At 46.5% G+C, this 22501-nt stretch carries 19 protein-coding genes; 17 read left to right on the top strand and 2 right to left on the bottom strand.

Annotation, left to right across the window (positions count from 1 at the left end; genetic code table 11):
* Window positions 1–41 precede the first annotated feature (41 nt).
* The 8 genes from CLV93_RS20145 to CLV93_RS17820 all read left to right on the top strand — a co-directional run bounded on the left by CLV93_RS20145 (window position 42) and on the right by CLV93_RS17820 (window position 10082).
* Window positions 42–302, top strand: a complete 261-nt coding sequence (locus tag CLV93_RS20145; protein ID WP_146142069.1) for a hypothetical protein — start codon at window positions 42–44, stop codon at window positions 300–302.
* Window positions 303–414: 112 nt separating this feature from the next.
* A complete protein-coding gene (locus CLV93_RS17850; protein ID WP_106543588.1) occupies window positions 415–1752 on the top strand; it encodes a TolC family protein in 1338 nt (445 codons plus the stop codon).
* Window positions 1753–1763: 11 nt separating this feature from the next.
* Window positions 1764–3035, top strand: a complete 1272-nt coding sequence (locus tag CLV93_RS17845) for an efflux RND transporter periplasmic adaptor subunit (protein WP_106543587.1) — start codon at window positions 1764–1766, stop codon at window positions 3033–3035.
* 4 nt (window positions 3036–3039) lie between these two features.
* A complete protein-coding gene (locus CLV93_RS17840; RefSeq protein ID WP_106543586.1) occupies window positions 3040–3801 on the top strand; it encodes an ABC transporter ATP-binding protein in 762 nt (253 codons plus the stop codon).
* A 12-nt stretch (window positions 3802–3813) separates the two neighbouring features.
* Complete coding sequence (locus tag CLV93_RS17835; RefSeq protein ID WP_106543585.1) at window positions 3814–5034, top strand: ABC transporter permease; 1221 nt, start codon at window positions 3814–3816, stop codon at window positions 5032–5034.
* Between the two features lie 87 nt (window positions 5035–5121).
* On the top strand, window positions 5122–6201 hold the full coding sequence (locus tag CLV93_RS17830; protein WP_106543584.1) for a sensor histidine kinase: 1080 nt from the start codon (window positions 5122–5124) through the stop codon (window positions 6199–6201).
* A gap of 38 nt (window positions 6202–6239) precedes the next feature.
* A complete protein-coding gene (locus tag CLV93_RS17825; protein WP_106543583.1) occupies window positions 6240–6956 on the top strand; it encodes a LytR/AlgR family response regulator transcription factor in 717 nt (238 codons plus the stop codon).
* Window positions 6957–7196: 240 nt separating this feature from the next.
* Window positions 7197–10082, top strand: coding sequence for a PAS domain S-box protein (locus tag CLV93_RS17820; RefSeq protein ID WP_106543582.1), 2886 nt, complete (start codon window positions 7197–7199; stop codon window positions 10080–10082).
* A gap of 104 nt (window positions 10083–10186) precedes the next feature.
* Here CLV93_RS17820 and CLV93_RS17815 read toward each other — a convergent pair whose 3' ends face one another.
* Window positions 10187–10906: a YebC/PmpR family DNA-binding transcriptional regulator gene (locus CLV93_RS17815; RefSeq protein WP_106543581.1), complete on the bottom strand. Its 720-nt coding sequence runs from the start codon at window positions 10904–10906 to the stop codon at window positions 10187–10189.
* Window positions 10907–11086: 180 nt separating this feature from the next.
* Here CLV93_RS17815 and CLV93_RS17810 point away from each other — a divergent pair, with 180 nt between their 5' ends.
* From CLV93_RS17810 to CLV93_RS17795, 4 genes are all read left to right on the top strand, one after another.
* On the top strand, window positions 11087–11863 hold the full coding sequence (locus tag CLV93_RS17810) for a Mut7-C RNAse domain-containing protein (RefSeq protein WP_106543580.1): 777 nt from the start codon (window positions 11087–11089) through the stop codon (window positions 11861–11863).
* Between the two features lie 65 nt (window positions 11864–11928).
* Entirely contained in the window at window positions 11929–12906 is a 978-nt protein-coding gene (locus CLV93_RS17805) for a diacylglycerol/lipid kinase family protein (RefSeq protein WP_106543579.1), read from the top strand.
* A 186-nt stretch (window positions 12907–13092) separates the two neighbouring features.
* Window positions 13093–14550 carry a tryptophanase TnaA gene (gene tnaA / locus CLV93_RS17800; RefSeq protein ID WP_211297902.1) on the top strand — a complete coding sequence of 486 codons (1458 nt, stop codon included), beginning with the start codon at window positions 13093–13095 and terminating at the stop codon, window positions 14548–14550.
* Window positions 14551–14653: 103 nt separating this feature from the next.
* Window positions 14654–15277 (top strand): carbohydrate-binding family 9-like protein, encoded by a 624-nt coding sequence (locus CLV93_RS17795; RefSeq protein WP_106543578.1) that lies wholly within the window; start codon window positions 14654–14656, stop codon window positions 15275–15277.
* Between the two features lie 41 nt (window positions 15278–15318).
* Here the strand turns inward: CLV93_RS17795 and CLV93_RS17790 are convergent, their stop codons facing one another.
* A complete protein-coding gene (locus CLV93_RS17790) occupies window positions 15319–16590 on the bottom strand; it encodes a WD40 repeat domain-containing protein (RefSeq protein ID WP_146142068.1) in 1272 nt (423 codons plus the stop codon).
* Window positions 16591–16784: 194 nt separating this feature from the next.
* Between CLV93_RS17790 and CLV93_RS17785 the strand changes: the two genes are divergently transcribed.
* From CLV93_RS17785 to CLV93_RS17765, 5 genes are all read left to right on the top strand, one after another.
* The gene (locus tag CLV93_RS17785; RefSeq protein ID WP_146142067.1) at window positions 16785–17462 is read left to right on the top strand and encodes a hypothetical protein; all 678 of its coding nucleotides are present in this window, start codon (window positions 16785–16787) and stop codon (window positions 17460–17462) included.
* Window positions 17463–17532: 70 nt separating this feature from the next.
* Window positions 17533–19737: a RelA/SpoT family protein gene (locus CLV93_RS17780; RefSeq protein WP_106543575.1), complete on the top strand. Its 2205-nt coding sequence runs from the start codon at window positions 17533–17535 to the stop codon at window positions 19735–19737.
* An 83-nt stretch (window positions 19738–19820) separates the two neighbouring features.
* On the top strand, window positions 19821–20096 hold the full coding sequence (locus CLV93_RS17775; protein ID WP_106543574.1) for a tetratricopeptide repeat protein: 276 nt from the start codon (window positions 19821–19823) through the stop codon (window positions 20094–20096).
* A gap of 223 nt (window positions 20097–20319) precedes the next feature.
* Window positions 20320–20982 (top strand): tetratricopeptide repeat protein, encoded by a 663-nt coding sequence (locus CLV93_RS17770; RefSeq protein ID WP_106543573.1) that lies wholly within the window; start codon window positions 20320–20322, stop codon window positions 20980–20982.
* Window positions 20983–21123: 141 nt separating this feature from the next.
* Window positions 21124–22227 (top strand): ROK family protein, encoded by a 1104-nt coding sequence (locus tag CLV93_RS17765; protein ID WP_106543572.1) that lies wholly within the window; start codon window positions 21124–21126, stop codon window positions 22225–22227.
* Window positions 22228–22501: the final 274 nt, after the last annotated feature.

The following is a 22501-nucleotide window of genomic DNA, read 5'->3' as shown; positions in this document are numbered from 1 at the left end:
CTTTTTTCCCTGATATTATGTAACAGGTTTTAATCATAGATATGAGAGGAGAGACAGGAGACATGACAAGTTCCAGGTTACGTCGCTTCGCTTTTCAGGTTTCAGGTTGCGCTTTGCGGTTTGAATGGTTTCTGTTGTTCCTGTCGTTATTGTTGTTCGGCTTCGATATTCCGTCCGTTGCCGGCCAGGTAGGGCCACGATATATCGTGGCCGGGAGCTATCGGCGGTATACGGGAATTCATTGTTCTGCTTCCCTGCAACCTCGAAGAGCAATTGGCTTCGTCGAACTTCGTTTCGTGTAATTTTCGTTCGATAAAATCCTTCCCTTCGTCGATAAAATCCCTGGCCCGGTCTATTCTGCTTTCATTCGGCTTTGCCGGAAACTACCTTTCGGTAAAATCAAAACACGAAAGCATGCAAACAATCATCAGGCATATTTCCATCATCGGGATCATCATCCTGTATTTCTCCAATTCGGTTGTTTCGGCGCAACCGGCCGACTCGACCCACTGGACTTTGCAGGACTGTATTCAGTATGCATTGAAAAAGAATGTCACCGTGCGGGGAAGTGAACTAACCTACCAAAGCAACACGGTTTATGCCGACCAGGCAAGGGCTAATCAGCTGCCATCCCTCAATGCATCAGTCAATCAGCATTTCAGCTGGAGCAAGAGCAACGGCATTAACGATAATTACGCAGGGGCCAACAGCACCGACTACGGTGTGAACTCCAGCCTGACGCTCTTCAACGGCTCGAAGCTGACCAATGCCATCAAGCAGGCCGATTTGAACCTGCAAAGCAGCAACTACGATATTCAGACCAATAAGGAGACCGTGAGCCTGAATATTCTGAACGCTTATCTGCAGGTGCTCTATGCGCAGGAAGCCGTTGCCAATGCTCAAAACCAAATTCAGTCGACACAGGGACAGGTAGAACTGGCCAAGGAAAAGCTATCGCTCCGCGTGATTTCCCAGTCGGAATACCTGCAGGTAAAATCGGAGCTGGCCAGCGAAAAGCTGACGTTGGCGAATGCTGAAAATGACCTGGCCATTGCCCGACTGAACCTGATGCAGCTGATGGAGCTTCCGGTTACCGATAACTTTCATATCATCCGTCCGGTACTCGATTCGCTGGTCAATCAGCAACGTAATCCGATTCCGAAGGACGTCTATCTGAAAGCACTAGGTTTTAAACCCGAAGTGAAAAGCGTGGAGCTGAACAAGCAGAGCGCTGCCCTTGACGTGAACATCGCCAAAGCGGGATATCTACCCAAACTGTCGTTAGATGCCGGAGTTAATACGGGTTATTCGAGCCTGCTGACCGGTTCGGGTTACAGCACCCAGCTCAGCGATAAGCTGACGCCTTCGGTGGGACTGAGCCTGTCCATCCCGATATTCGATAACAAACAGGTAAAATCGAATGTAGAGCTGGCGCAAATCGGGACACAGAATGCAGAGCTGCAGGAAATCGATGTGAAAAACCAGTTGCGGAAAGAGATTGAGCAGGCCTGTACCGACGTGAAATCGGCACAGATTCAGTACGAAGCCAGCGTGGAGAAATACGACGCGGCCAATGAGTCGTATCTGGTGGCTGAAGAAAAGTTCCGGCAGGGACTCATCAACTCGGTGGATTTCCTGGTACAAAAAACCAACCAGATTACCGCACAGAGCAATCTGCTGCAATCGAAATACACCCTGATATTCGACTATAAAATCCTCGATTTCTATTCGGGAATACCGTTAACCCTGTAATATCAACACACATGAAAAAGAAAACCATCATTATCATATCGGCCATTGCGGTGATTGCCATAGGCGGACTGCTGGTGAGCAATGTCATGAAAGACAAGAATAAAACCATCGATTTCAAGACGGCTACGGCCGACACCGGTTACCTCAGCAATACGGTAACCGCCACCGGAACCCTTCAGGCCATTCAAACAGTAGAAGTCGGTACGCAGGTTTCGGGCCGCATCAAAAAACTGTATGTCGATTTTAACTCGCACGTAAAAAAAGGAGAGGTGCTGGCCAAAATCGATGAAGAACCATTACGGCTTTCGCTCGACCAGGCCCGGGCTACGCTCGACAACGCAAAAGCGGAACTGAAATACCAAAAGGCCAACTACGAACGGCTGAAACCCTTATACGAGAAACAACTGATTTCGCAAACCGATTACGACCAGGCGGTCTACAATTACGAGCAGGCCAAAGCCAACGTCATCAGCGCTCAATCGGGGTACGACAAAAGCAAGACGAACCTCGATTACGCAACGATTTATTCGCCCATTGATGGCGTAGTACTCAACCGTGCCGTTGACGAAGGGCAGACCGTTGCCGCCAGTTTCAACACCCCGACGCTGTTCACCATCGCCAACGACCTGACTCAAATGCAGGTGGAAGCCAACGTGGACGAAGCCGATATTGGCCAGGTGCGGGACGGGCAGCGGGTGGAATTCACGGTAGACGCTTACCCTGATATGAAATTCGCGGGTACGGTAACCGAAATACGATTAGAGCCGGTGACGACCAATAACGTGGTAACATTCACCGTTATCATCTCAGCTCCTAATCCTGACAAGAAATTGCTGCCGGGAATGACGGCCAGCGCCACCATCTTCGTAAAGGAATCGAACGATGCACTAAAAGTTCCGGTCCAGGCACTATTGTTCAAACCCGATCCACAGTTGATGCAGGCCTACATGAGCCAACTTCCTGAAAACGAACGTCCGCGTAACGCAGCGATGGCAATTGAACCCAACAAAGGGAAAACGGTGTCACCTTCCGGTGAAAATCAGGGAGGAAACGGACAGAAAGAGCAACATGTGTGGGTGAAAGATGGTGTGATGCTCCATCCGGTAACCGTAAAAACCGGCATCAACGACGGAACCGATGTGCAGATTCTTTCCGGTCTGAAAAAAGGAGAGAAGGTTGTGCTGTCGATGAGTGAGAAGAAACTGGCAGATAATTCATCGGAAGAAGCCAGGAGTCCGTTCATGCCGACACCTCCGGGGCGACGAAACAAGAATAAAAAGTAAAGAAATGGAAAACAGCACCATCATACAGGTCAATCAGTTGCACAAGGATTTTCATGTGGGAGAAGTGACCGTGCGCGCCTTACGGGGAATCGATATGGAGATTCACAAAGGAGAGTTTGTCGCCATCATGGGAGCCAGCGGTTCAGGTAAATCGACGATGCTGAACATCCTGGGGTGTCTCGAAAAGCCGAGTTCGGGCGATTATCAGCTCGACGGCATCAACATGGGCGACCTGAACCGGAACGAGCTGGCGGGTTTGCGCAATAAAAAGCTGGGCTTCGTTTTTCAGGCATATAACCTGCTACCGCGAACCTCGGCGCTGGAGAATGTGGAATTGCCGTTGTATTACAACAGCAAGGTAAGCAGTAAAGAGCGGAAAGAACGCGCGAAGGAGGCACTGAATGCCGTAGGTTTGAGCGACCGGATGCACCACATGCCTAATCAGCTTTCGGGCGGCCAGCAACAGCGGGTGGCCATTGCCCGGTCGCTGGTGAATGACCCGGTTGTGATTCTGGCGGATGAGGCCACCGGAAACCTCGATACCCGTACTTCTTACGAAATTATGGCCCTTTTCCAGGACCTGAACGACAAGGGCAAAACTATTGTCTTTGTAACGCACGAACCGGACATTGCCCGCTTTACCACGCGGAACATTGTTTTCCGCGATGGCCTTATCAAAGGCGAACATCCGGTGACTGACCGGCTGAGCGCACAGGAAATGCTGGATAACCTTCCTCCCGACGAGGACGTGGATGTTTCACTTTAAACCCTTAGCGAGATGAATATTTCCAATCTATTCAAAATAGCCATCAATGCCTTGCGAAGAAATAAATTCAGGGCATTCTTAACCATGCTGGGTATCATCATCGGGGTGGCCTCGGTGATTGCCATGCTGGCCATTGGCGAAGGTTCGAAGCGAAGCATTCAGCAGCAGATGTCGTCCATGGGAACCAACCTCATCCAGGTGATGCCGGCTTCGCAGGAGAGAGGAGGCGTACAGCTGGGAAACTCGAATGCGGAGTCGCTGACGCTGAAAGATATTAGCGCGATAGAGAAAAGTTGCCCCGATGTTGTAGCCGTTTCGCCCGAACTTCGGGCCAGCGGGCAGGTGGTGTATGGCAACGAAAACTGGCCGACATCGATATTCGGTATCAATGACCAGTACCTGAACATTAAAAAGTACGACTTGTCGAGCGGGCGTATGTTCACCGAAAACGAAATCAAGACGATGGGGAAAGTCTGCCTGGTAGGACAAACGGTGGTAGAAAAGCTTTTTGGGAAAGATGCCAATCCGGTAGGACAGAATATCCGTTTTAATAAAGTCCCGATGAAGATCATTGGTGTATTGGCCGCAAAGGGCGAGAACTCGTTCGGCCGTGACCAGGATGATATCATCATGGCGCCCTACACAACGGTTCAGAAGCGGATTCTGGCCATTGACTATATCCAGGGAATCAGCATGTCAGCCGCCAGCGAACAAAAAGCCGATGCAGCCATCACGGAAGTGGAAAATGCGTTGCGCAAATCACATAAGCTGACCGGCAACGACAATGATGACTTCCGGGTGTTCTCCCAATCGGAATTGGTAAGTACCTTTTCGTCCATCAGCAACGTACTGACAGCCCTGCTTGGTGCCATCGCCGGCATTTCGCTGTTGGTGGGCGGTATCGGTATCATGAACATCATGTATGTGTCGGTGACCGAACGTACCCGCGAAATCGGGCTGCGGATGTCCATCGGCGGCCGCGGTATCGATATCCTGATGCAGTTCCTCATCGAATCGGTTCTGCTGAGTGTCATCGGGGGAATACTGGGGATTATACTGGGCTACCTGGCTTCCAATCTGGTCGGTTCCATCATGGGGTGGCCGGTGTATGTGATGTCTAGCTCGGTGATTCTGTCGTTTTTTGTCTGCTCGGCCATCGGTATCTTCTTTGGATGGTATCCGGCCCGAAAGGCCGCCGGCTTAAATCCGATTGATGCCCTCCGGTATGAGTAAATTCTGCTATCTTAGAGACTTCAGGATATAAATCCTTGCCCGTGCTGCTGAAATTCATCTCAGCAGCACGGGCACAAACCATTACAAATGAAACGAAAACTACTTTCCGGTAATCGCCTGCATATTTTGTTGCATGTGCTGGCCTGGATTTTCCTCTTCTTCCTGCCACAGTACCTGATGATGCTGGCCTGGGGGCGCAGCGGAATGATGTCGGGACGGCTCTATTTCAACACGGCGGTGTATGCAGCAGTGTTTTACATCAATTACATCTGGCTGATTCCCCGGTTCTTCCTGAAAGACCGGAAATGGATGTACTTTCTGCTGATATCGGTTATGGTTTTTGCACTTTACTGGGTGAGCGACTGGGGAAATCACCTGTTGGTGACGGCAGATGAGCAACGGTTCATGGAGGCTATGCGGGAAATCTGGAAGAAGAATAACTTCCCGAAACCACCGCCACGGGAATTCCATATTTACATTTATTTAGTGACGAGCATACTTGTTTCGGGATTTGCTATGGGGCTGCGGGTAATGGGTAAACTGGCAAAGAATGAAGCAGAACGAAAAGATTTGGAAAAAGCTAAGCTGAATTCAGAATTGGCCCTGCTGAAAAGCCAGATTAGTCCGCATTTCTTCTTCAATACCATGAACAATATCTATTCGTTGATCAGCCTCAATCAGAACGATGCGGGAGAGGCAGTACTGAAACTCTCGCACATGATGCGGTACTTGTTGTACGAATCGGAGAGCGAGTTAATCCCATTGGAAAGAGAGATTAGCTTCATGCGTAACTATTTCGACTTAATGAAATTGCGCATCAACGAAAAGGTAACCGTCAATGTTTCGTTTCCGGAAGAAACTCAGAATATCAAAGTGTCGCCGTTGTTATTCATCCCATTTATCGAAAATGCCTTTAAACACGGAATCAGCTACCGCGAAAAATCATTCATCGATATCGTACTGCAGGTTGATGACGGGAAGATTAATTTCATGTGCCGGAACAGTAAAGTCTCTTCCGGAAAACCGGTGGAAAAGCACTCCGGAATTGGACTGGAAAATGCCCGGAAACGCCTGAAGCTACTTTACCCGGGAAAACATAAACTGGAAATTCATGAAAATGATGAGATGTTCCAGGTGCTGCTAACTATTCAGATTAGCGAGTCTTAAAGAAATTGTCTTGTGAAATCAACCTACAAACCGAAAAAATGAATCTGCGGGTTATAGCTATCGATGACGAACCTCTTGCCCTGCAACTGATCAAGGGCTACATTCAGAAAACACCATTTCTGGAACTGGTGAATACGTTCGACAATCCGCTCGATGCCATGGAATTTTTGGCACACGAGCAGGTCGACCTGTTGTTTCTCGATATCCACATGCCCGATTTGTCGGGAACCGAGTTTACCCGCACATTGACTTCTCCGCCTAAAATCATCTTCACCACCGCCTATGAAAAATATGCGTTGGAAGGTTTTAAACTGAATGCGGTCGATTACCTGCTGAAACCTTTTAGTTATGAGGAATTCCTGAAGGCCGCTATCAAAGCGCAGAATATGTTCAACCTGGAACATCAGGCGCATACGCAAATCGAGGCCAACAATGAATATCTTTTTATCAAGTCAGAATACAAGATCCGGCGCATTAACTTCGATAATATCCTGTATATCGAAGGCCTGAAAGACTATATCAAAGTGCACGCACAGAATGAAGCCAAACCCATTCTGTCGCTCAACTCCCTCAAAGCGCTGGATGCCAAACTACCCGAGGACCGCTTCATGCGGGTACACCGCTCGTACATTGTCAACCTGGCAAAAATCGAAACGATCGAACGAAACCGCATCGTTTTTGGTAAAGTCTACATCCCGGTAGGCGACCAGTACAAAGAGAAATTTCAGGAGTTTCTTGATAAGAATTTTCTGTAGTCCGGTTATAGACTCTTCCACTTTTTACGTTTTGGTTTTTGGCCTAACTCCGGATAAATGAATCGCGGGGTTCGTCCCTGTTTCAGACAATTTTATTCACTTCTTTATCGTTATAAATTTGTAATAACGAACCCAAGGATAAATTGAATGTGTGGAAAAAACATGACTGCTATATGAGAAATCTTTTCTTAAAAGATTGATAAATAGTATATCTTCGCACCCTTGACTAAGTGATAGAGGATGAATAATTCGATTGTGGTAGCGCTGTTGCAAAATACAGCCATTCTTCTGGCCTTCAGCATGCTTTACGATTATCTGTGGGTGGGAGAAGAGAACTCAAAAAAAATCTCCGATAAACTGATTACCGGCGTTATTCTGGGAGCTATCGGGATTATTCTGATGTTATCGCAATGGACCATGAAACCCGGCCTGGTTTTCGACACGCGCTCGGTAATGCTTTCCATATCCGGTGTTTTCTTTGGACTGGTTCCCACTGTTATTGCCATGATTGCTACGGGAGTCTTCCGGATACTGGAAGGTGGTGCCGGCGTGTGGATGGGAACAGCCGTTATCATTACCTCCGGAACCATTGGTATTCTTTGGCGAAAACTCCGTCCCAACTGGTTTTGCAGCAATCAACTTCTGGAGTTACTTTCTCTTGGGGTAGTGGTTCATTTGGCCATGTTGGCCTGCTCACTTTTGCTTCCTGCCAGTGTGCGTTGGGAAACGTTGTCGCAGCTGGCATTGCCGCTCCTGACGGTTTATCCGATTGGGAATGTATTGCTGGGAAAGTTGATGCTGAAGCAGAATAAAAACTGGCAAACCCGTAATGCTCTTCACGAAAGTGAGGAAAAATACCGGACGTTGGTTGAAGGGGCCGGTGATACCATTGTGATTCTTCAGGACGGATTGATTCAGTTTGCCAACCACATGATCTCACAGGCTTTTGGTTATGCACGAAATGAAGTACTTAACCGAAATTTTCTGGAATTCATTGCGCCCTCGGAACGTATTCGCTTAGAGCAATATTACATTGCACGAACCATTGGAAAAGATGTTCCAACGAATTACGAAACGATTATTCAGCATAAAGATGGTCGATTAATCACTGTCGAGCTAACAGCGAGTACACTGACTTATAACAGGCGTCCGGCTCATATGATGTTCGTCAGAGATATTACCGAAAGGAAAGAGGCCAAATTAAGACTGGAAAATGAACGGAAACAGCTAAAAACACTTATCGAAACCATTCCCGATTTAGTTTGGCTAAAGGATAAAGAAGGTCGGTTTTTGTCGTGCAATCATGAATTTGAGCGCTTGATGGGTGTTCCCGTGGAACAGTTAATCGGAAAGACGGATTACGACTTTTTTCCGGGTGATTTGGCTACATTCTTCCGTGAAAAAGACAAAGCAGCCATTGAGACCGACGGAGCTCAGACGAACCTCGAATGGGTGACCTACGCTGACGATGGACATGAGGCGTTATTTGAAACCATCAAAACGCCCATGCGTGATTCGGAAGGAAATCTGATTGGCGTGCTTGGGGTAGCCCGGAACATGACCGATTTTTATAGAACACAGGAGGCGTTGAAGGAAAGCGAGCGGAAGTTGAAAGAGGCGCAAACGTTGGCACAGATAGGTCACTGGGAACTCGATCTCACAACCATGAACATTGGTTTTTCAGAGGCAATTGGTAACATCCTGGAGTTAGAAGCCGGCACCCTTGAAATTACCTTCGATGAATTTATTCAGCTAATTCATCCGGAGGACAGGAAGAAGGTGAAAGAGTGTTATACTTCCGCTGAAATTAACGAAATGTTTGGCGAAATAACGCATCGGTTGTTACTTAATAATAACCGGATAAAGCATATCGAGCAACGCTACATTACGGAATACAATGCGCAGGGACGCCCTGTCAGACGCCACGGTACGCTGCAGGATATCACCCGTGAGGTTTTAACAGGCATGGAGTTGCTAAAAGCAAAAGAAAAGGCGGAAGAGAGCGATCGGTTGAAATCTATTTTCCTGGCCAACATGAGCCACGAAATCCGTACCCCAATGAATGCCATTATGGGCTTCTCCAATTTGCTGGGAGAGTTGGACCCCGACGACCCAGAACGCGATAATTTTATTGATATTATCCAGAATTCCAGCAAGCGCCTGCTGCAAATCATCAACGATATTGTCGATATCTCCAAAATTGAGGCGGGTCAATTGCGAATACACAAAACTGATTGCGAGCCTGCCAAGCTGCTTGAAAATAGTTACCGTACCTTTGAGAAATCAGCATGGGTCACCAGCAATCCTAACCTGGATTTGATGTTGGAACTTCCCGAAGATGCCGCCGCCATTCGTTTGCATACCGATGGCATCAGGGTGCAACAGGTGATAGACAACCTGATGAGTAATGCATTGAAGTTTACACGGAAGGGAAGTGTTACGGTTGGTTTCGTTCAGAAACAAACCGAAGATGGCAATTTCATCGAATTCTATGTAAAAGATACAGGGCTCGGTATTTCTCCTGAAAAGGCGGAAATCATATTCGAACGCTTCCGGCAGATTGATGAAGATAAACATCACGAAGGTGCCGGTCTGGGGCTTAGTATTTCCAAAGGTATTGTAGAACTTTTGGGCGGGAGTATCTGGTTTACATCGCAACCCAATATCGGGACTACTTTTAGTTTTACAGTTCCGTATCAACCGGTGAAAGAGATGTTTCCCGAAGGTAAGAAAGCCGGAAGTAAGATGGATGAATTCCATGGGTTGAGCATTATTATCGCTGAAGACGATCGGAACTCGTATATGTATTTGCGCGAGATACTGAAGAACCGGGTGTCAGAAATAAAACATGCTTCCAACGGGCAAATTTTGATGGATATGCTGGAACAGAGCCAGCCTGATTTGGTGTTGTTGGACATCGATATGCCGGTGAAAAGCGGTTACGAATGTCTTCAGGAAATAAAAGAGAAAGGAATAACTACCCGGATTATAGCGCAAACAGCCTATGCGATGCTGGAGGAGCGCGACCAGTTGCTGGAAGCCGGATGCCATGGCTATATCGCGAAACCGATTAAAAAAGCTGAATTGTACGAAGCGATTGGTGAAGTGATGAAAACCGCCTATTAAATTTGAACGTGACTTTAGGTTTTATATATAGATGAGAATCAAAATAAAAGCCCTGAGTAGCATTGGCATCTCAGGGCTTTTAACTGTATTTCTTGAAGAGATGTTTACTCTGTTTCTTTCATATTGTGGAAGACATTGGTCACATCATCATCTTCTTCCAACTTGCCCAGTAGCTTCTCAATCTCGGCTACCTGCTCTTCATTCAATTCTTTGGTATCGTTCGGAATACGTTCGAACTCGGCACTCACAATTTCAAATTCGTTCTCTTCCAGGTATTTCTGGATTGGACCGAACGATTCAAAGTCGCCGTAAATGAGAATGTCCTCGTCTTCAGCGAATATTTCCTGTACACCAAAATCAATCAATTCCAGTTCCAGCTCTTCCAGGTCGAGTCCTTCTTTGCCTTTTACCTTGAAGTTGCATTTGTGCTCGAACATGAATTCAACCGAACCAGAGGTTCCCAGTGAGCCATTGCATTTATTGAAGTAGCTGCGCACATTGGCCACGGTACGAGTGGGGTTGTCAGTAGCTGTTTCTACCAACACGGCTATTCCGTATGGTCCGTAGCCCTCGTAAACCAGCTCTTTGTAATCATCCTGGTCTTTGGATACAGCACGTTTGATAGCCCTTTCGACATTGTCTTTGGGCATGTTGGCCGCTTTGGCGTTTTGAATCAACACGCGAAGGCGTGAGTTGGCTACCGGATCGGGGCCACCGGATTTAACTGCGATTGCGATTTCTTTTCCCAGTTTGGTAAAGGTTTTGGCCATGGTGCCCCAGCGTTTCAGCTTCCTGGCCTTGCGGTATTCAAAGGCGCGTCCCATACGTTATAGTCTTACAGATATTGTATTTTGATGATTTTCCGGCTGCAAATTTAAAAGGCTTTTTCTATTTTTTTCTGCTGAAGCCGAAAAATGACGCGCAAAGTCGTCCGTTTGGCGGTTAAACGCCCAAATATCGTATCCCGAAAAAGGTTTTCTTACCTTTGGTAGCAAGACAATCCGATGAGCAAACTTTCCTTCATATGGATTCGTGCCTTTGGTAACCTGAATGATTTTCTTCCGTCGGATTACCGGCAAAAACCCTTCAGGGTAAAACTCAATTTAGGGCAAACGGTGAAGGATGCCGTCGAATCAGCCGGTATTCCCCACGTTGAAATCGATGTGTTGACGATAAATGGTAAGTCGGTTGCATTTGATGCTCTGCTGGCTTCTGGGGATCTGGTGAACGTGTATCCGGTGGCCGAATTGCTAAATGATAGCTCGGTTATTCATCTGCGTACGGTATTGCCGGGTGAAGCACGTTTTATTCTGGACGTCCACCTGGGAAAACTGGCGAAGTATCTTCGTATGCTGGGCTTCGACACCCTTTACCGTAACCGGATGGATGACGATGTGATTGCTGATATTGCTGAAGCGGAGAACCGGATTGTGTTGACCCGCGACCTGGGTATCCTTAAATACAATCGCGTGAAGTTGGGCTACTGGCTTCGTTCGCAGCAGTCTAAAAAGCAGCTTTCAGAAGTGATTGAACATTTCGGCCTTATTCGGGCCATTCGTCCCTTTACGCGCTGCATGCAGTGCAACGGACATATGGTAGAGGTACCCAAAGAAGAAGTACAGGAAAGGCTCGAAACGGGAACACGCCGCTACTTTGACCAGTTTTATCGGTGCACCGACTGTGGCAAAGTATTTTGGGAGGGCTCTCATTTTGATCACATGAACCTGTTTATCGATGAATTCCTTGACAAGATGAGCCGGAATCCCTCGGATGATGCATAACACATTTTCCACTCCGCTTGCTTGATCTCAATTTTACTATCTTCGGAACATAATTTTCGAGAAAAATGATACAATCTGACTGGCTGGTTATTCTCAATCCGCATGCTGGAAGTAGAAGAGGAGCGCACGATAAAGGAAAGATTATGAAGTTGCTGAAGAAGCACAAAATCAATTTCCATATGGTGACCTCCGATTATCCTCGCCACGCGATTTCCCTTGCGGGTGAAATGGTGGCAGCCGGTTACCGGAATATTATTATCGCTGGAGGTGACGGAACTCTGAATGAAGTGGTGAATGGTGTCTTTCAACAAGATAACTGTCCTCCGGAGGAGGTGACTATCGGGATGATTCCGGTTGGGACCGGAAACGACTGGATTCGTACTTTCGGGATACCCGATGAATACAAAAAGGCTATCGAAATTATTCTGGAAGGCAAAACCATTCGGCAGGATGTGGGAAAAATTACCATTCGTCGCCCCACCGAAACGGTGACCCGGTATTTCATGAACATGGCAGGGTTTGGTTTCGATGCGATGACAGCAGCCCGCGCCAACCGGTTGAAGGACAAAGGCAAGTCAGGTATTCGGGTGTATATACATAGTTTGGTTTCCAGTTATTTGTCGTACAGAAGCCGGCGGTTGCGTTATTTTGTTGATGAAAAGCCGTTTGAAACTGTGCTGTTTAGCGCTAGCGTGGGTATCGGAAAATTCAACGGAGGCGGCATGATGCAGGCTCCCGGAGCCATTCCCGACAACGGAGAATTTCAGGTAACTGTCATCCGACGGATAGGCCTGTGGGGAATACTCCGAAATTTTACCGGATTATACAACGGAAGCTTTATTCAGGACAAACACGTAACGACCCACACAGCTCGTCAGATTCGTTTTGAATCGGATAAGCCTATCCCCGGCGAATCGGACGGAGAGACCCTAAAACGAGGGCATTATACCTTGGAAATCCTACCGGGAAAAATCAACGTGATATATGGAAACGACCGCTATTTTTCGCGACAACCCCATGCTGAAGAACACCCGCTAAAATAAAAATTGGAATTACCCTTTTCGACTTCTTTTTCCCCCGACGCCTGTTGCATTCCCTATATTTGTAACATAAGTAAGGGAGTTAACATGAAAATGTCCATTCACATATGGTGGCTGATGTTTCAGCTCTACAGGAATCTGAAGAACAGGGATTCCTTTTGTTAATCCATCGCATTCTAATATTTCTAGATGATTGATTCGGCGAAAGCCGGATTTTACCTGAACACCCTAAATTCTCAAATTAAGATGGATTTACCTTTTACAGAAAGCTATAAAATCAAGATGGTGGAACCTATCCGGAAAAGTACCCGGAAGGAGCGTGAAGCGTGGATAAAAAAAGCCCAATACAATTTATTTAATCTTCGTAGCGAGCAGGTTTTTATCGACTTGCTGACCGATAGCGGTACGGGCGCGATGAGCGACCAACAGTGGGGAGCGATTATGACCGGTGATGAGAGTTACGCCGGCTCTTCTTCCTATTTTCATCTGAAAGAAACCATCAAAGACATTACCGGATTCGATTATTTCCTTCCCAGCCACCAAGGACGGGCAGCCGAAAACGTGCTGTTTTCATCGCTGATAAAAGAAGGGGATTTGATTCCGGGTAATGCGCATTTCGATACAACCAAAGGTCACATCGAGTTTCGTCATGCCGATGCAGTCGATTGTACCATCAAAGAAGCATACGATACCACTAAAGAGCATCCGTTCAAAGGGAATGTCGATCTGGATAAACTGGAGCATGTGCTGATTTCGAACCCGAAAGAGCGCATTCCGATGATTATTGTAACGGTTACCTGTAATACCGCCGGCGGTCAGCCCGTTTCCATGCAGAACTTGAAGGACGTGTACCAGATGGCGAAAAAATACGGCACTACCATTATTTTCGATGCAGCTCGTTTTGCGGAGAATGCCTATTTCATCAAAATGCGGGAACCCGGTTACCGGAATCAGTCTATCAAGGAAATTGTCCGCGAAATGTTCTCCTATGCCGATGGGATGACCATGAGTTCGAAGAAAGATGGTTTGGTGAATATCGGCGGGTTTATGGCCTTCCGGGAAAAAGAGATGGTAGACAAATGCTCGATGCATACCATCATGTTCGAGGGCTTTGTTACCTATGGCGGCATGAGTGGCCGCGACATGAATGCATTGGCGGTAGGCCTTCAGGAAGTCGTTGATTTCGATTACCTCGACACCCGTATTCAGCAGGTAAAATACCTGGGAGACAAACTCATTGAGTATGGCGTTCCGGTTCAGCAACCCATTGGCGGGCATGCTGTTTTTGTCGATGCCAAACGCTTTCTGCCACATGTTCCGAAAGAGGAATATATTGCTCAGACGCTGGCTGTAGAACTGTATCTCGAAGGTGGAGTTCGCGGCGTTGAGATTGGAACATTGCTGGCCGATCGGGATCCGCATACGCGGGAAAACCGCTATCCGGCGCTGGAATTAGTTCGCTTAGCCATTCCACGGAGAGTTTATACCAATAATCACATGCACTACGTAGCTGCGGTATTGAAGAATGTTTACGACCGCAGAGACCAGATAAAACATGGATTTAGCATTACCCACGAAGCGCCCATTCTTCGGCACTTTACGGTCGAACTGGAGCGGGTGCACAAGGAGGCATCTGTGAGGAAGTAATTATTTTAATGGATCTTGTTGAAGCCGGAAAATCATCATAGAGGTTTTCCGGCTTTTTTGTGGTCAATGGATTTCGTAGCTTGCACCAACCAAATTACCGAACATGATGACTATCCCAACGATTCCATATCTTCCGGCACTTACTGCAGAGAATGCCGGAGAACTGCTTCCGACAGAAGGACTGGCACTTCAGCTTCAGCAAATCAATTGGAACGAATTTCCGCACAAACCGGAAGTTGATGTATACCTGGGACATTGCGGTCATTCGCTGTTCCTGCATTACGTGGTTCGTAAGGATTATGTGAGAGCAGTTAACCGAAACGACCAGGAGCCGGTTTACGAAGATTCGTGCGTGGAGTTTTTTCTTCAGGAGAATGAAAATTACCGCAATTTCGAGTTCAATGCATTGGGTGTTTGTTTGTCTGCAGTAGGAGCTAAGCGTAAAAGCAGGCGGCGTTTGCAGACGGAAGAGTTGGCATTGATTAGACGCAACGCCAGTTTACATCCGGATGCATTGCCGCCTGAAGATGTTCTATCGGACTGGAACCTAACGGTTGAGATTCCTTTTTCGATGATTGGACTGGAAAGAGGAAAAAGCTTTCGCGGCAATTTTTATAAATGCGGCGACGAAACGCTCATTCCTCATTTTGTTAGTTGGGCTCCTATAAAAACACTCAAGCCGGATTTTCACCGGCCTGAGTTCTTTGCTGAATTATCGATTGCTTAGTACTATTTATTTCTTGCTAGTCGAAGTTCTGTGCACTGCCATTAGAAACTGCAGCCACATCCGTCATCGACGAATTTCAAAATGTGCACGCCGTCAAGCCCCTTGGCGACAACTATCCACTTCGAACCATCGGATGCTACATCGTTGACCGATCCCGGAGGTGCACTGGATTGCGTATCCCAAACCCATACCGGGTATACCATCAGCGAAGGATTTTCGGTATCGTAACGGGCCAGGTACAAGCCATCGGCGCCATTACCGTAGTAAACGAATTTGTCGTCGAAGGCAAAGCTGTTTGTGTTTCCTGCGTGTAACATCGAAGGCGGAGTAGACTGAACCTCATCAGTAGTGAGATTAACGACCACCGCTCCCTGGCTTCCCAATGTGGCAATCACCATATTATCGGTAATGAAACGCACCTTGGTCTTTCCGCTGTACATATTTTCGGTTGCAACATTCTGATGCGTTACCGGCTCATCAGACAACGTAATAGTCTTCTCAAAAGTGCCGTCGGTTCCGGTCAAAACAAGGCTGGCTTTGTCGCCTTCGTTACCACCGACCAACAAGACCAGGTGATTTCCATCGGGGCTCATCGCTATCGAACTGGCTGAAGTAGCTCCGTAATAGTTAAGGCCACTGAAACCTTCGGTTCCTTCCGAAACCCAAAACAGACCACCATTGGTATTTCCGGCAGACAACATGGCTTCCGAATCAGATAAAACCAAACCGTTTGCCGAAGCAACTGTTTGTCCTTCCAGTAATTTCGAAAGAATGAAAGCGCGGGTAAATTCTGATGTAGTTAAGTTATAGGTATAAAGTGCTGCGCCGGTTTTCGGATCGGAACAGGCCATATACACGATGTTATCCTTCAGCATGATGTCGTTCACGTCGACTGGCAGATTGGATACGACCGTTTCTACCTGTTCGGTTTCTTCCTTGAACTTGATAACCTGAAATGCACCGCCAAATTCGGTTCCCTGAACGTTATAGCCTATAACTGCTATGTCATCCTTAACGTAAAGGCAAGAGGCACTCAACGGCAAATCGGCTTCTGGGGCGCTTACATTTGCCTTGTGAACCAGGGTGAGTCCCTGTACCGGATCAACAGTAACAGATTTCGTTTGGCCGTCGAATGGCCGGAAATGGATAACTTCATTAACTTGTGTCAGATATCCTGAAGCATCAGACTGGGGGATAGTTTGTTTTACAGGCTCATCCACGGGAACACCATGGTCGCTTGTACATTTACTGAAGAGCAATACAATACTCATCACAGTAAATACCTTTAGGAGGGAGAGTAAAGTTTTCATCATGGAATATTTATTTAGGTTAAAGATTGATATCGATAAAGGGCAAATTCTGAGAAAAGTTACGGCAATTTATCAAAAAATAAAACCCCCTGTTCAGATTCTTGATGGTCTGGTTTTTGTTAGGAAAGATGAAGGATATTTACAATCTTGAGCGTAGGATATTTCTAAGCCGGTCTGGTGTTTTTAAGTTGATGATTATGAGGATGAAATATAGCGTATTAACGTTGTTGTTTATGGCCATTTTTGTGCAGACTGCCCTGGCGGAAGAGCCTGATTCATTGTCGGTACAGAAACCGGAAATGTCAGTGCCTCTGTCGCTTCAATTGCAGCAATCGCCAACGGATTCTGTTATGCCGCATGACTTTGGTGTTGAAGTCGGGACGTCGGTATTTACCAATTTTAAACATGGATACGGCTTCAATCAATATGTGGCTCCGCGATTTAGTTTTTCGCCTAGCAAGCGCTGGCGCGTCGATATGCTGGGAACGATGGGAGTGACCCGGTTCGAGGATATGCCTCTCTATTCTTATTATCTGAATGAATACCCGGTGATGAGTGGTCGATATTACTATGCGTCTTTACTGGGGCAGGCGACCTACGCTGTTAACGAAAAATTATTCTTAGGCGGAACAGGATTCGTTTCAAACACTTTTCAGTCTGAAAATGAGTTGAATCCGGCCGTGAAGAATCTGACAAATTATGGCAGCTCTTTGTTTGTCGGTTATAAGTTTTCCGACAAGTTTAGCATGCAGGCCGAATTCAGTATCAGCAAGGTTGGAAACCCTTATAACGGTGGATATTACAATACCCCGGGCGGATATCCACAAACCGATTATTACAGGACTTCGCCGGTTAGTACCGACCCGATGAAATGAAAACAGGATTTCCAATCTCCTCCCATATTTGCTAATTTTATGCAGTGACGGATTTGTAAATTGACAGCAAGTGACGGAAAGCTTTAACGAACTTATTTCAGAAGAGTATAACAAACTAATTGCTGCCTGCTCGCGCAGTTTCAGCGATAAAGAACTGGTTCTGGTGCATAATGCATTTGAGCTGGCGAAGGAAAAGATTGGTGACAAAACCTGGTCGAATGGTGACCCGGTTATTTTGCATTCCATCGCGGTAGCGCGCCTGGCTGCCAACGAAATTGGACTGGCGTCGGATTCGGTGATTTCAGCGTTGCTGCATAACGTGTACACCGAAGAGGAAGAAACCAAGGCCCGGCAGGAAATTGAAAAGTTATTTGGCAGAGTCGTTGCTGAAATACTTGACGGCCTGATTAAAATAAATGGCATCAAGACCGATAACCTGGCGCTGCAAAGTGAAAACTTCAGGCGGTTGATGCTGGCCCTTTCGGGCGATGTGCGGGTTATCCTGATTAAAATTGCGGACAAGCTGCAGGATATGCGTACACTCGACCGGTATCCGCATTCGGTGCACAAGAAGCATGCGCATGAAACCATGCATCTGTATGCCCCGCTAGCTCACCGTTTGGGGCTGTATAAGGTCAATTCCGAGTTGCAGGATATTTCGCTAAAGTATTTACATCCCAAAGATTATCAGCACATCGTCGATAAGTTGAAGGAAACGGATGAACAACGAAAGAATTTTGTTTCTGCGTTTGTCAAACCCGTCGAAGTAAAGCTGAAAAAACGTGGTTTCGATTTTGAGATGAAGGCCCGGACTAAATCGATTTTCTCCATCTGGAACAAGATGAATAAGAAGGGAGTCGACTTTGATGAAGTATTCGATCTGTTTGCTATTCGTATTATTTTAAACTCGAAGCCGGAAGATGAGAAGTCGGATTGCTGGCAGGCTTTCTCGGTAGTTACCGAAGAGTACCAGTCAAACCCCGAACGCTTGCGCGACTGGATCACCATCCCTAAATCCAATGGCTATGAGTCGCTTCATACGACGGTGCTGGGACCGGGAAAGCGTTGGGTTGAAGTGCAAATCCGGACGCGCCGGATGGACGACGTAGCTGAGAACGGTTTGGCGGCTCACTGGCGTTACAAAGGAGGGAAAGGCTCTTCGGATTTGGACGACTGGTTGAAGAATATCCGCGAGATACTGGAGAATCCCGAATTGAACCCGGTTGATTTCATCGAGGAGTTCAAGGTGAATATATACGAAGACGAAATTTTCGTTTTTACACCGAAAGGTGATCTGAAAAAACTACCGGCCGGTTCTACCTTGCTGGATTTCGCTTATGAAATACACTCGGCTGTTGGCGATCATTGTACCGGTGGAAAGGTGAACGACCGGATGGTAACGCTGAAACATAAGCTGAAAAACGGCGACCATATTTCGGTAGAAACCTCCAACAATCAGAAGCCGAAGCTCGATTGGCTCGAATTTGTGGTGACTTCGAAAGCCAAGTCGCGCATCAAGGCCAGTTTGAACGAGGAGCAGAAAAAGGAAGCTGATAATGGCAAAGAGATGCTTCTGCGTAAGCTGAAAAACTGGAAGATAGATTACAACGACATAGTCATCCGCGACTTGTTAAAACATTACAAGCTGAAATTAGCCGCCGATTTGTACTACAATATTTCGGTGGGGAAAATTGAGCCGCTGGAGATTAAGAATATTCTGACCGGCAAGAAGGAGGAAGAGACAACCAAAGATAAGTTATCGGAAATTTTGCCGGCTTCGGATATGAAAGACTTGACTTTCGATACCGGCGGCGATTTCCTGGTGATTGATAATGACATCCGGAACATCAATTACAAGTTGGCGCAATGTTGTAATCCGATTTTCGGTGACAACATATTTGGTTTTGTGACCATTCGCGAAGGAATTAAAATCCACCGGATGAACTGCCCCAATGCGCCGCAGATGTTCGAACGCTATCCCTATCGTGTCATTCGGGCCCGGTGGAAGGATACCGGGAAACGGAACTCATTCCAGACGACCATCCACATCTCCGGGACGGACGAAATGGGACTCGTCAGCGATATTTCCCACATCATCTCCAAAGACGTCGGTGTACAGATGCGCTCGATATCAGTGAATTCGGAAAACGGCAATTTCGAAGGAACGCTGCGGGTGTATGTAAATGACCTCGAACACCTCGATTTCCTGATTCAGAAATTACGTAATGTACATGGTGTGCTGTCTGTTGGGCGTGCCGACAATATCAAATCCTGAATAGTAAATCTATAGTAAACAAAATATGGCACAGTTTTCGTATCACATTGTGTCAGGAAAGCGGGTAATTGAAATTTTAACCTATGAATGAGAAATTGACAAAAGCGAAAGAAGCATACGAGCGGGGCGAACTGGAAGAGGTTTTCTCGATACTGAATAACGATGAGATCAATGAATTGGATTCAACGGTCAACATGCTTCTGGGAATGAGCTATTACAAAATGCAGGAGTGGGGAAAGGCCCTCAATTGCTTCAATGCGGTTGTATCGGTTGAACCGGAAAATAAAAACGCCAAAGGATACATCGATATGATTCAGAATATATTGAAGTTTTACCACAAAGACCGGTACAACCCCTGATTTCTGTTTTATGGTTATTGCCCGTCTGTTTTTAGGGGGAGATTCCGACAAATACATAAGATTTATGAGTAGATACTATTATATTCAGTGCCCAAGTGTATGAAGCGGGGATGAAAAATATACATGTAACTACTTTCATATTTTTTTAAAATCATTATTTTTGAGCTTACTAATAGCATTCTATAGAACATAATTGATAGATAATTTAAAAATAGGAGCAACAATGAAGAAACTGATCGCTGTTTTAATTTTTAGTGTAGGATTTTTGGCAACCTCTTTTGCACAGGACCAAAAGGCGGATGCAATCGCATCGAAAAATGCGGGAAATGAAGCTTTGCGTTCGAAGGACTATGCAAAAGCGCTTACCAATTTCGAGAAAGCTATTGCCAACTGGGGCGACCAGGATCCGGATTATGTGATGATTTACAACACGGGGTATTCTGCTTACAAAATCAAGAAGTGGAACAAAGCCATCAAGTATTTCACCATGGCGGCTGACGCAAGTTACAAAGCTGAGTACGCGTATTTGTACATTGCCAACTCTTACCGGCACTTGAATAACATGGCCAAGTTTGAGTCGACGCTTGAAACGGGCCTCCAGAAGTACCCGAATAGTAAGAAAATCAAATCCTTTTTGGGCGTTTATTACCTGAAAGAAGGAAATGCGCACTACAAAAAAGGTGCTGCTATTCTGCAGGCTGCTGCCAACGATGTAAAAGCCGGCAAGTACAAAACAACCGACGACAAGTACAAAGCACAGGTTGCGAAAGCAAAGGTTGATTTCAAAGCCGCTATGCCTTATGTTGATAAAGCTGTGAAGCTCGATCCGAGTGATCCGCAGGCAAAACAACTGAAGGAGCTGATTCAGAAAAATCTGGATATGTAAGAAATAATACCGAATTGAAAAAGGCCCGGAATTTTCCGGGCCTTTTTTTGTTTAAAGACTTTCCAAACCACTGAAATGCTGACACGTTTTAGAGGGAATTTTGTATTTTCAACCTCCGAAATTCACAAAAACTGTAAACCAATGAACTTATTTGATGACAAGCGTGTGGTGATGACACTCGATGCCGGAGGTACCAACTTTGTCTTTTCAGCCATTCGCGGCGGCGAAAATATTGTTGAACCCATTACATTACCGTCAAACGGAGACAATCTGGAAAAAAGTCTGGCCAACATGGTCGATGGTTTTTCCCGGGTGAAAGAAGAATTGCAGGAAGAGCCGGTAGCGATTAGTTTCGCTTTTCCCGGTCCGGCCGATTATCCCAATGGAATTATTGGCGATTTGGTCAATTTGCCCGGTTTCCGTGGCGGTGTAGCACTCGGTCCGTTCCTGGAAGAGAAATTCAATTTGCCCGTCTACATCAACAACGATGGCGACCTGTATGCTTATGGTGAGGCGCTGGGAGGATTTCTTCCCGAAATCAATAAAAGCCTCGAGGATGCCGGTTCACCCAAACGATACCACAATCTCGTTGGAATTACCTTAGGAACCGGTTTGGGTGGCGGTTTGGTACGCGAAGGCAAGCTTATTATTGGCGACAATGCCATGGCGGCCGAGATTTATGCCTACCGGAATAAACTAAATGCCAATTGGTGTGCCGAAGATGGTGTTTCCATTCGTGCGGTGAAACGTCATTACGGTGAGTACAGCGGAGACGCGAATGCTGAAGAACTGACACCGAAAGATATTTTCGAGATTGCGAAAGGTATGCGTCCCGGAAACAGTGACGCAGCGACAAAAGCTTTTGCTTCGGTTGGCGAATCACTGGGAGATGTGCTTACTCAACTGGCCACTACATTCGATGGTTTGATTGTGATTGGCGGAGGACTCTCAGGTGCAGCTGAGTTGATTATGCCTTCTGCTCTGGCTGAAATGAACAGTACCCTGGATTTACCGAACGGGGAAACGATGCCCCGGTTGGTACAGAAAGTGGTGAGTGCCGATACCGAAGAGGGATTAGCAGCCTTGTTTCATCAGAAAGCAGTCGAAATTAAGGTGCCACAGAGCGAAAAAACGGTGGTGTACAACCCGGAGCCAATGTTGGCCGTGGGAATTAGCCGTATCGGAGCAAGCCGTGCCATTTCGCTGGGTGCTTACGCTTTTGCTCTTGACAAGCTTGACGAATAAGAGTCGTTGAATCTTAAGATATATGCCGGTTGATTTATCGACCGGCTTTTTTTGTGGCTAACGGTCACTTGCAAGTTGTCGTTGCGGATTTCGAAGAGCGTCAGTGTCCGGTAGGACATGACGGTCAAGAAAGGAGCAGAGACAACGCACACCACTGCACCCGCAATGCAATTTGCAAATTGTGTGTGCCCAGCATGAGCATGTGCACACTTACTTGTAAGTTCCGGATAAAATTGAAAAATACAAATTTTCCGGATTAAACAATAAGTGTAGC

This window comes from Prolixibacter denitrificans (assembly GCF_003014495.1).
Classification (GTDB): domain Bacteria; phylum Bacteroidota; class Bacteroidia; order Bacteroidales; family Prolixibacteraceae; genus Prolixibacter; species Prolixibacter denitrificans.
This window is presented reverse-complemented; position numbering and strand designations above follow the sequence as displayed.